This window comes from Hyphomonas sp., from assembly GCF_041398385.1.
Lineage (GTDB): Bacteria > Pseudomonadota > Alphaproteobacteria > Caulobacterales > Hyphomonadaceae > Hyphomonas.
The window spans coordinates 412,725-422,313 of the sequence record NZ_JAWKUW010000003.1 but is presented as its reverse complement, the minus strand read 5'-3'; the positions used below and the strand labels follow the sequence as shown (position 1 = coordinate 422,313).

At 62.1% G+C, this 9,589-nt stretch carries 19 protein-coding genes; all 19 read left to right on the top strand.

Annotation, left to right across the window (positions count from 1 at the left end):
• On the top strand, positions 1-246 hold a 246-nt coding region (gene rplP / locus R3C13_RS09165; RefSeq protein WP_371310508.1), incomplete at its 5' end, for a 50S ribosomal protein L16.
• A gap of 2 nt (positions 247-248) precedes the next feature.
• A complete protein-coding gene (gene rpmC, locus R3C13_RS09160) occupies positions 249-467 on the top strand; it encodes a 50S ribosomal protein L29 (protein WP_371310507.1) in 219 nt (72 codons plus the stop codon).
• 11 nt (positions 468-478) lie between these two features.
• Positions 479-718: a 30S ribosomal protein S17 gene (rpsQ, locus tag R3C13_RS09155; protein WP_371310506.1), complete on the top strand. Its 240-nt coding sequence runs from the start codon at positions 479-481 to the stop codon at positions 716-718.
• Positions 719-721: 3 nt separating this feature from the next.
• On the top strand, positions 722-1,090 hold the full coding sequence (rplN, locus tag R3C13_RS09150; protein WP_371310505.1) for a 50S ribosomal protein L14: 369 nt from the start codon (positions 722-724) through the stop codon (positions 1,088-1,090).
• A 1-nt stretch (position 1,091) separates the two neighbouring features.
• Complete coding sequence (gene rplX / locus R3C13_RS09145) at positions 1,092-1,409, top strand: 50S ribosomal protein L24 (protein ID WP_371310504.1); 318 nt, start codon at positions 1,092-1,094, stop codon at positions 1,407-1,409.
• Positions 1,402-1,956 (top strand): 50S ribosomal protein L5, encoded by a 555-nt coding sequence (rplE, locus tag R3C13_RS09140; protein WP_371310503.1) that lies wholly within the window; start codon positions 1,402-1,404, stop codon positions 1,954-1,956. Before rplX ends, rplE begins: the two co-directional genes overlap by 8 nt.
• 20 nt (positions 1,957-1,976) lie before the next feature.
• Positions 1,977-2,282 (top strand): 30S ribosomal protein S14, encoded by a 306-nt coding sequence (gene rpsN, locus R3C13_RS09135; RefSeq protein ID WP_371310502.1) that lies wholly within the window; start codon positions 1,977-1,979, stop codon positions 2,280-2,282.
• Positions 2,283-2,298: 16 nt separating this feature from the next.
• Positions 2,299-2,694, top strand: coding sequence for a 30S ribosomal protein S8 (rpsH, locus tag R3C13_RS09130; RefSeq protein WP_371310501.1), 396 nt, complete (start codon positions 2,299-2,301; stop codon positions 2,692-2,694).
• A gap of 11 nt (positions 2,695-2,705) precedes the next feature.
• Positions 2,706-3,317, top strand: a complete 612-nt coding sequence (gene rplF / locus R3C13_RS09125) for a 50S ribosomal protein L6 (RefSeq protein ID WP_371310500.1) — start codon at positions 2,706-2,708, stop codon at positions 3,315-3,317.
• A gap of 4 nt (positions 3,318-3,321) precedes the next feature.
• Positions 3,322-3,684, top strand: a complete 363-nt coding sequence (rplR, locus tag R3C13_RS09120) for a 50S ribosomal protein L18 (protein ID WP_371310499.1) — start codon at positions 3,322-3,324, stop codon at positions 3,682-3,684.
• Positions 3,685-3,695: 11 nt separating this feature from the next.
• Positions 3,696-4,283, top strand: a complete 588-nt coding sequence (gene rpsE / locus R3C13_RS09115) for a 30S ribosomal protein S5 (RefSeq protein ID WP_371310498.1) — start codon at positions 3,696-3,698, stop codon at positions 4,281-4,283.
• A gap of 20 nt (positions 4,284-4,303) precedes the next feature.
• On the top strand, positions 4,304-4,489 hold the full coding sequence (gene rpmD / locus R3C13_RS09110) for a 50S ribosomal protein L30 (RefSeq protein ID WP_371310497.1): 186 nt from the start codon (positions 4,304-4,306) through the stop codon (positions 4,487-4,489).
• Positions 4,490-4,547: 58 nt separating this feature from the next.
• Complete coding sequence (gene rplO / locus R3C13_RS09105; protein WP_371310496.1) at positions 4,548-5,027, top strand: 50S ribosomal protein L15; 480 nt, start codon at positions 4,548-4,550, stop codon at positions 5,025-5,027.
• A gap of 87 nt (positions 5,028-5,114) precedes the next feature.
• Positions 5,115-6,476, top strand: a complete 1,362-nt coding sequence (gene secY, locus R3C13_RS09100) for a preprotein translocase subunit SecY (RefSeq protein WP_371310495.1) — start codon at positions 5,115-5,117, stop codon at positions 6,474-6,476.
• Positions 6,473-7,042, top strand: coding sequence for an adenylate kinase (locus R3C13_RS09095; protein ID WP_371310494.1), 570 nt, complete (start codon positions 6,473-6,475; stop codon positions 7,040-7,042). The genes secY and R3C13_RS09095 overlap by 4 nt, the downstream gene beginning before the upstream one ends.
• A 147-nt stretch (positions 7,043-7,189) precedes the next feature.
• Positions 7,190-7,558 (top strand): 30S ribosomal protein S13, encoded by a 369-nt coding sequence (gene rpsM, locus R3C13_RS09090; RefSeq protein WP_371310493.1) that lies wholly within the window; start codon positions 7,190-7,192, stop codon positions 7,556-7,558.
• Positions 7,559-7,571: 13 nt separating this feature from the next.
• Entirely contained in the window at positions 7,572-7,961 is a 390-nt protein-coding gene (rpsK, locus tag R3C13_RS09085; RefSeq protein ID WP_321488746.1) for a 30S ribosomal protein S11, read from the top strand.
• A 66-nt stretch (positions 7,962-8,027) separates the two neighbouring features.
• Entirely contained in the window at positions 8,028-9,071 is a 1,044-nt protein-coding gene (locus R3C13_RS09080) for a DNA-directed RNA polymerase subunit alpha (RefSeq protein WP_371310492.1), read from the top strand.
• Between the two features lie 47 nt (positions 9,072-9,118).
• The gene (gene rplQ / locus R3C13_RS09075) at positions 9,119-9,538 is read left to right on the top strand and encodes a 50S ribosomal protein L17 (protein ID WP_371310491.1); all 420 of its coding nucleotides are present in this window, start codon (positions 9,119-9,121) and stop codon (positions 9,536-9,538) included.
• The last annotated feature ends 51 nt before the right edge of the window (positions 9,539-9,589 follow it).

The following is a 9,589-nucleotide window of genomic DNA, read 5'->3' as shown; positions in this document are numbered from 1 at the left end:
ATGAAGCGTCAGGGCAAGGTGTGGATCCGCGTGTTCCCGGATGTGCCGGTTTCCGCGAAGCCGATCGAAGTGCGTATGGGTAAGGGCAAGGGCTCGGTCGACCGCTGGGTTTCCCGCGTCGCGCCTGGCCGCATCCTGTTCGAGATCGACGGTGTTCCGGAAGACACCGCCCGCGAGGCCCTGCGCCTCGGCGCGGCCAAGCTTCCGATCAAGACCAAGATCGTCAAGCGTATCGAGGGGATCTGATCATGGCCAAGAAGTCCAATGCACGCCTCGACGACATCAAGGCGAAGAATGCTGACCAGCTCAAGGACGAGCTCGTGAAGCTGAAGAAAGAGCAATTCAACCTGCGTTTCCAGGCGGCCACCGGCCAGCTGGAAAAAACCTCCCGCGTTTCCGAAGTCCGCCGCGACATTGCTCGCGTCAAGACCGTGATGCGCGAGCAGGCCCAGGCTGGTAAGGCGTAAGGAGAGGGATCATGCCCAAGCGTATTATGGAAGGCGTCGTGGTCTCCGCCAAGCAGGACAAGACCGCAGTGGTTCGCGTCGAACGTACCTTCACCCACCCGGTGATGAAGAAGATCGTCCGCCGTTCCAAGAAGTATCACGCCCATGACGAGGCCAACACCGCCGTCGAGGGTCAGACCGTAACAATCCGCGAGTGCCCGCCGAAGTCGAAGCTGAAGCGCTGGGAACTCGTCAGCGGCGAAGGGGAGTGACGCATGATCCAGATGCAGACCAACCTCAAGGTGGCTGACAACTCCGGCGCGCGCCGCGTCCAGTGCATCAAGGTGCTGGGTGGCGCAGGCCGTCGTTATGCCTCCGTCGGCGACGTGATCGTCGTCTCGATCAAGGAAGCGATCCCGACCGGCCGCGTGAAGAAGGGTGACGTCCGCAAGGCCGTCGTCGTGCGCGTCTCCAAGGACATCAACCGTGCGGACGGTTCCACCATCCGTTTCGATAGCAACGCCGCTGTGCTCATCAACAACAATGGCGAGCCGATCGGCACCCGCGTGTTTGGCCCGGTTCCGCGCGAACTGCGCGCCAAGAACCAGGTCAAGATCGCCAACATGGCCCCGGAGGTCCTGTAACATGGCTGCGAAGATCAAGAAGGGCGACACGGTCATCGTGATCACCGGTCGCGACAAGGGCACCAAGGGCGAAGTCCTGAAGGTGATCCCGGATGAGAACCGCGTCGTCGTGCGCGGCGTGAACGTGGTCCAGCGCCACCAGAAGCCGTCCCAGATGGATGCCGGCGGTCTGAAGCGCTTCGAAGCCCCGATTCACGTCTCGAACGTGGCGCTCGCCGATCCGCGCGATGGCAAGGCCGTCCGCGTGGGTTTCAAAACTGATGACAAGGGGCGCAAGACGCGCTTCGCAAAACGCTCTGGGGAATCCATCGATGTCTAAGGCATACGAACCCCGTCTGAAGACGAAGTACCGCGAGCAGATTCGTGGCAAGCTGCAGGAGCAGTTCAACTACTCCAACCCGATGCTTGTTCCGAAGCTGGAAAAGGTCGTGATCAACATGGGTGTGGGCGAAGCTGTCGCCGACTCCAAGAAGATCAAGTCGGCCCTGGCGGAACTCGAGAAGATCGCCGGCCCGAAGCCGGTTGCCACCAAGGCCCGCAAGTCGATTGCCGGCTTCAAGGTCCGCGAAGGCATGCTGATCGGCTGCAAGGTCACCCTGCGCCGCGACCGCATGTACGAATTCCTTGACCGTCTGACGACGATCGCGCTGCCGCGCGTCAAGGACTTCCGCGGCCTCAACGGCAAGAGCTTCGACGGCCGTGGCAACTACGCCATGGGCCTCAAGGAACACATCGTGTTCCCGGAGATCAATTACGACGAAGTCGACGACGTCCGCGGTATGGACATCATCGTCTGCACGACCGCAGCAACCGATCAGGAAGCCAAGGCACTCCTCGCCGAGTGCGGCTTCCCGTTCCGGAACTAGGGCGCGAGGAGACTGCTGAAATGGCAAAGAAGAGCGCAATCGAAAAGAACAAGAAGCGCGAGAAGCTGGTGGCACGCTATGCCGCAAAGCGCGAGCAACTGAAGGCCGCTGCGATGGACGAGAACCTGTCGCTGGAAGAGCGCTACAAGGCGCGCCTCAAGCTGGCGGAACTGCCGCGTAACTCGGCCTCGAACCGTGTGCGCAATCGCTGCGAAGTGTCGGGCCGTCCGCGCGGCTACTATCGCAAACTGAAAATGTCGCGGATCGCGCTGCGCGAGCTTGGCTCGAACGGTCAGATCCCCGGCCTCGTGAAGTCCAGCTGGTAAGAGAGGAGGTCCAAAGATGAACATTTCCGATCCCCTCGGCGATATGCTGACCCGCATCCGCAACGCTCAGATGCGCGGCATGTCGAAAGTTGTCACCCCGGCGTCCAAGCTGCGGGCCCGCGTGCTGGAAGTGCTCCAGTCCGAAGGCTACATCCGTGGCTATGCCGAAATCGAAAAAGACGGTCACAAGTCCCTGGAAATCGAGCTGAAGTATTACGAAGGCCAGCCGGTCATCTCGGAGATCAAGCGTGTCTCCAAGCCCGGCCGCCGCGTGTACTCTTCTGTCTCCGACATCCCGCTGGTGCGTAACGGCCTCGGCATCTCGATCCTTTCGACTTCGAAAGGCGTGATGTCCGATAACGTTGCCCGCACCGAGAATGTCGGCGGCGAAGTGCTCTGCCGGGTCTTCTAGGAGCGCGCATCATGTCACGTATTGGTAAACTCCCGATCACTGTTCCCAACGGCACCACGCTGTCCGTGGACGGACAGACCATCAAGGCCAAGGGCCCGAAGGGCGAACTGTCGATGACTGTTGCCGAGGTCATCACGCCGAAGCTGGAAGGTGGCGAGCTCACGCTCACGCCGCGCGCAGACATCATGGCCGCTGCTGAAGCTGCCATCGAGACCGCGAAAGCCCGCGGCAAGCGTCCTCCGACGCTGGCCCAGGCGCTTGACCCGGTCGCCCGCACCCAGTGGGGCACCGCCCGCGCCCGCATCGCCAACATGGTTGAAGGCGTGTCCAAGGGCTATGAGCGCACTCTCGAACTGGTCGGCGTCGGTTATCGTGCGCAGATGCAGGGCAAGGACGTGAAACTGGCCCTCGGCTTCTCGCACGACGTTGTCTACGCTGCGCCGGAAGGCATCACGCTCGCGTCGTCCAAGCCGACCGAGATCGTCGTGTCGGGTGCAGACAAGCAGGTCGTCGGCCAGGTTGCCGCCGAAATCCGCAAGTACCGCTCGCCGGAGCCTTACAAAGGCAAGGGTATCCGCTATCAGGGCGAATATGTCCGCCGCAAGGAAGGCAAGAAGAAGTAACGCCATGAAAAGCTCACGCGAAAAGATGCAGCGCCGCGCCCAGCGCGTTCGTGCAAAGCTCCGCAAGGTCGCCGAAGGGCGCCCGCGCCTGTCGGTTGCGCGCAGCCACAAGAACATCTCCGCCCAGATCATCGATGACGAGAAGGGCATCACGCTCGCTTCGGCGTCGACGCTGGAGAAGGACGTTCTCGGCAGCGCCAAGACCGGTGCAGATTCCGCCGCCGCCGCCCTCGTCGGCAAGGCCCTCGCAGAGCGCGCCAAGAAGGCCGGCGTCGAAGACGTCGTCTTCGACCGTGGCGGCTACATGTTCCACGGCCGGGTGAAAGCCCTGGCAGACGCCGCCCGTGAGGGCGGTCTCAAATTCTAAGGAGAGGCCAGATGGCTGAAGAAAGAGGAAGAGGCCGCCGCCGCGAACGCGATCGTGATCGCGAAGAAGAGCAGCAGTCCGAACTGGTCGACAAGCTGGTTGGCATCAACCGCGTCGCCAAGACCGTGAAGGGCGGCAAGAACTTCGGTTTCGCCGCGCTCGTCGTGGTCGGCGACCAGAAGGGCCGCGCAGGCTTCGGCAAGGGCAAGGCCCGCGAAGTTCCGGAAGCGATCCGCAAGGCGACTGAAGAAGCCAAGCGCAACATGGTCCGCATCCCGCTGCGCGAAGGCCGCACGCTGCACCATGACGGCAAGGGCCGTTGGGGCGCTGGCAAGGTCGTGCTGCGCGCAGCCCCTCCGGGTACCGGCGTGATCGCCGGCGGTCCGATGCGTGCCGTGATGGAAGTCCTCGGCGTCCAGGACGTCGTCGGCAAGTCGCTCGGCTCCTCGAACCCGTACAACATGGTCCGCGCCACGTTCGACGCGCTGAAGGAACAGGCGAGCCCGCGCTCGGTTGCGTCCAAGCGCGGCCTGAAAGTGCAGGACGTGGTCGGCCGCCGCACCGATGGTGCGTCCGAAGCCGGCGTCATTGACGCTTAAGACGGGGAAGGACACCAGCGATGGCAAATTCCAAACTCACCCTCCGCCAGACCGGCAGCCCGATCGGCCGCAAGCCTGACCAGCGCAAGACGCTGATCGGCCTCGGCCTCAACAAGGTCGGCCGGACCAAGGAACTCGAAGACACTCCGGCTGTGCGCGGCATGATCCGCAAAGTGGCCCACCTGGTCGAGGTTGTCGGCGAATAAGGCGTAAAGCCTGATCGCCCGCCGCCCTGCACCGCAAGACGTATCGGAAGATAGAACGATGAAACTCAACGAACTGTCCCCCGCTGATGGCTCCACCAAGCAGCGCATGCGCGTTGGCCGCGGCGTCGGCTCGGGCAAGGGCAAGACGGCCGGCCGCGGCGTGAAAGGCCAGAAGGCGCGCTCCGGCGTCGCCGTAAACGGCTTCGAAGGCGGCCAGATGCCGATCTACATGCGCCTGCCGAAGCGTGGCTTCACCCCGTATGCGCAGAAGACGACCTCCTGGGTCAATCTCGGCCGAATCGCCAAGGCTGTTGCAGCCGGCAAGCTCGACCCGTCCAACGTGACGGAAGACACGCTGGTCGCTTCCGGCCTGGTGCGCCAGGTGCGTGACGGCGTGCGCCTGCTGGCCAAGGGCGATGCCCCGAAAAACCTCAACATCACGGTGACCGGCGCGTCGAAAGCCGCGATCGAGGCCGTGGAAAAGGCCGGTGGCAAGGTCACGGTCACGGGTGCCGCAAAAGACACGGCTGCAGAATAAGCAGCGGAATTTACCCCGCACCCCTTCACAAACACCGCGTCGCCGCCGATTTTGGCGGCGAACGCATTTCAGGGAGACAATGCGCCCATGGCCAATGCTGCTGAACAGATGGCGCGGAACGTCAATCTATCGACGTTTGCCAAAGCCAAGGATCTCCAGAACCGGATCCTGTTCACCCTGACGATGCTGATTCTCTATCGCCTCGGCACGTTCATCCCGATTCCGGGCCTTGATCCGGCGCAGTATGCCAGCCTCTTCGAAAGCCAGTCCGGCGGCCTCCTCGGCAACATGAACATGTTTGCCGGCGGCGCGGTTGAGCGCATGGGCATCTTCGCGCTCAACGTGATGCCCTACATCACGGCCTCGATCATCATCCAGATGATGACCACCGCTTCCCCGACGCTGGAAAAGCTGAAGAAGGAAGGCGAGGCGGGCCGCAAGCAGATCAACCAGTATACGCGCTACCTGACCCTCGCATTCGCGCTGGTTCAGTCGTTCGCGATCTCGTCCGGCCTGTCTTCGGTGCGGATCGATGGCATCGCACAGCCTTTCTTCATCCTGACTGGCGTCGTCACCCTGACCGGCGGCACCATGCTGCTGATGTGGATGGGCGAGCAGATCACGGCCCGCGGCATCGGTAACGGTGTCTCGCTGATCATTTTCGCCGGCATCGTGGCGGAAATGCCCAAGGCGATCTTCAACCTGATCAGCCAGGCTCGCGCGACGTCGGTGAACCTCGTCTTCGTCGTGGGCATCGCGGCCATGGTGATCGCGCTCGTCGTGTTCATCGTGTTTATGGAGCGCTCGCAGCGCCGGCTGCTGATCCAGTATCCGAAGCGCCAGCAGGCGCATGGCTTCGCACAGGGACAAAAGAGCTTCCTGCCGCTGAAGATCAACACGTCGGGTGTGATTCCCCCGATCTTCGCGTCGGCGCTGCTGATGCTGCCGCTGACGGTCGTCGGATTCATGGGCGGCAACACCGCGGCGGGCGCCACCGGCGGCGCGGAAATGAATGGCGTGCTCACCTGGCTCGCGGCGAACTTCTCCGCCGGCACCTGGGTGCACATCATTTCCTACTGTGTGCTCGTGATCTTCTTCTCGTTCTTCTACACCTCGATCATGTTCAACCCCGAGGAAACGGCCGACAATCTCCGCAAATACGGCGGATTCATCCCGGGCATCCGCCCCGGATCGAACACGGCGGCCTATTTCGACTACGTGCTGACCCGTCTGACGATGATCGGTGCGCTGTATCTGACCTTTGTCTGTGTTCTGCCCGAGCTGCTTCGGCGCTATTTCCCTGAAATCCCGTTCTACATCGGGGGGACGTCGCTGCTGATCGTGGTTTCTGTGACCATGGACACCGTGACGCAGGTACAGTCGCATTTGATTGCGCATCAATACGAAGGCATGATCCGCAAGTCGAAACTCGGGGGCCGGAAAAAATGAATTTGATACTGTTCGGGCCGCCTGCGGCCGGGAAGGGAACACAGGCCAAGCGCCTGGTAGAGGAAAAGGGCTTCATCCAGCTCTCTACCGGCGACATGCTGCGCGCCGCCCGGGCCTCTGGCTCGGAACTTGGCCAGCGCGTCGCGAAGATCATGGATGAGGGCGGCCTCGTCTCCGACGAGATCGTGATCGCCCTGATCGACGAACAGCTCGACATCCATTCCGGCGCGCCGGGCTTCATCTTCGATGGCTTCCCGCGCACGGTCGGCCAGGCGGATGCCCTTGATGGCCTTCTCAAGGCCCGTGGCGAAGACGTTAACCGTGTCATCCGCCTCGTGGTGGACGACGCCCAGCTTCTCGCCCGCGTCACCAAGCGCTTCGAAGAGCAGGGGCGCAAGGACGACAATCCGGAAACCTTCTCGAAACGTCTCGAGAAATATTATGAAGACACAGCGCCTCTCGTCCCGATCTATGCAGAGCGGGGCGTGCTGACCGAGGTCGACGGAATGGCCTCGATCGAGGAAGTTGCAGCGCAGATCGATGCGGCACTGAAAGAGACAGCCTAAAGCTGGATTCGGCTGTTGACGCGTTAATTTCCGCGGCTATAAGCCTCCATTCCTAGCTTAAGGCTTAATCGCCGGCGCGCGAGGCGGACGGGTTTCCGGCTCGGCGCGCTTTTAATGTTTGAACAGTCCGCTTGAGGAGAAACGGCTTTGGCCCGTATTGCAGGCGTAAACATTCCTACCAACAAGCGCGTCGTGATCGCGCTGCGGTACATCCATGGCATCGGCCCGGCTTTCGCAAAGGAAATCTGCGAGAAGGTCGGTGTTGAGGAATCGCGCCGGGTGAACCAGCTGTCCGATGCGGAAGTCATCAAGATCCGCGAAACCATCGACGCCGACTATATGGTTGAGGGTGACCTCCGCCGTGAAGTCTCGATGAACATCAAGCGCCTCATGGACCTTGGCAGCTACCGTGGCCTGCGCCACCGCCGCAAGCTGCCGGTTCGCGGCCAGCGGACGCACACCAACGCCCGTACCCGCAAGGGCCCGGCCAAGCCGATCGCCGGCAAGAAGAAATAAGAGGTAGATCGTCATGGCTCGTGAAGCGACCCGCGTCCGCCGCAAGGAACGCAAGAACATCACCTCCGGCGTTGTTCATGTGAACTCCAGCTTCAACAACACGATGGTGACCATCACCGACGCGCAGGGGAACACCATCTCCTGGTCGTCGTCGGGCACGATGGGCTTCAAGGGTTCGCGCAAGTCGACCCCTTATGCGGCCCAGATGGCTGCCGAAGACGCTGCGAAGAAGGCAATGGAGCACGGCCTGCAAACGGTCGAAGTGCTCGTGCGCGGCCCCGGCTCCGGCCGTGAGAGCGCGCTGCGTGCCCTCCAGGCTGCTGGCCTGACCGTGACGGCGATCAGCGACACGACGCCGATCCCGCACAATGGCTGCCGCCCGCCCAAGCGCCGCCGCGTCTAGTACGGAACGAACTTTTCCGGCGGCGCGTACCCCGCGCCGCCATCTGCTTTCTGAGGACACAGCCACATGGCAGAGACCATCCCCACTTCCGTCAATGACCGTAACTGGAAGGAACTGATCCGTCCGAACCGCCCCGTGGTTCAGGCCGGATACGATCCGAAGCGCAAGGCGAAGCTTGTCATCGAGCCGCTTGAGCGCGGTTACGGCACGACGCTTGGCAACGCGCTGCGCCGCGTCCTGCTTTCCTCGCTGCAGGGCGCTGCCATCATCGGCGTGCAGATCGACAATGTCGTCCACGAATTCTCGGCCATCCCGGGCGTGCGTGAAGACGTCACCACGATCGTCCTGAACCTGAAGCAGGTTGCGATCTTCATGGAAAGCGACACGCCGAAGCGCATGGTGCTGAAGGCGAAAGGCCCGGGCGAAGTGAAGGCCGGCCAGATCGAAACCTCTGGCGACATCCGCATCCTCAATCCGGATCTCGTCATCTGTACGCTCGATGATGGCGCCGAAGTCCGCATGGAATTCACCATCGCCACCGGCAAGGGCTATGTCCCGGCTGAGGCCCACCGTCCGGAAGACGCCCCGATCGGCTATATCCCGATCGACGCGATCTATTCGCCGGTCCGCCGCGTCGGTTACCAGGTGGAAGACACGCGCGAAGGCACCGTGCTCGACTATGACAAGCTGACGCTCGATATCGAGACCGACGGCTCCGTTTCGCCTGAGGATTCGGTCGCATATGCTGCCCGCATCCTGCAGGACCAGCTGCAGCTCTTCATCAATTTCGAAGAGCCGACGCTGGAAGCCGGCACCACGACCGAGGAAACCGATCTCGGCTTCAACCCGGTCCTCCTCAAGAAGGTGGACGAGCTGGAACTGTCGGTGCGTTCGGCAAACTGCCTGAAGAACGACAACATCGTTTACATCGGCGACCTGATCCAGAAGTCGGAAGCGGAAATGCTGCGCACCCCGAACTTCGGCCGCAAGTCGCTGAACGAGATCAAGGAAGTCCTCGCTGGTCTTGGCCTGCACCTCGGCATGGAAGTGCCGGACTGGCCGCCGGAAGACATCGAAGGTCTTGCCAAGAAATACGACGACCACCTATAGGACCCGGAACTCAGACGGGGGCCTGACCACCTCCTAAGGATACGACAATGCGCCATCGCCTCGGACACAGAATTCTGAACAAGTCGACTTCCCACCGGAAGGCGATGTTCGCCAACATGGCCGCCAGCCTGATCGAGCACGAGCAGATCGTGACGACCCTGCCGAAGGCCAAGGAAATGGCTCCCCTGATCGACAAGCTGGTGACGCTTGCCAAAAAGGGTGACCTCGCGGCCCGCCGCCAGGCCATCGCAAAAGTTCGCAACGAAGACGCCGTGCGCAAGCTGTTCGACGTGATGGGCGACCGTTACAAGAACCGCAACGGCGGCTACACCCGTGTGCTGAAGGCTGGCTTCCGCCATGGCGACAACGCGCCGATGGCCGTCCTCGAACTGGTCGACCGTGACGAAGACGCCCGCGGCGCCGCCGACAAGGCTCGCCACGAAGCCGAACTCGACGCCGGCGAATAATCCGCGCAAAGATTTTTCCCTCGGGAAAACAAAGAGCCCCGGAGAATTCCT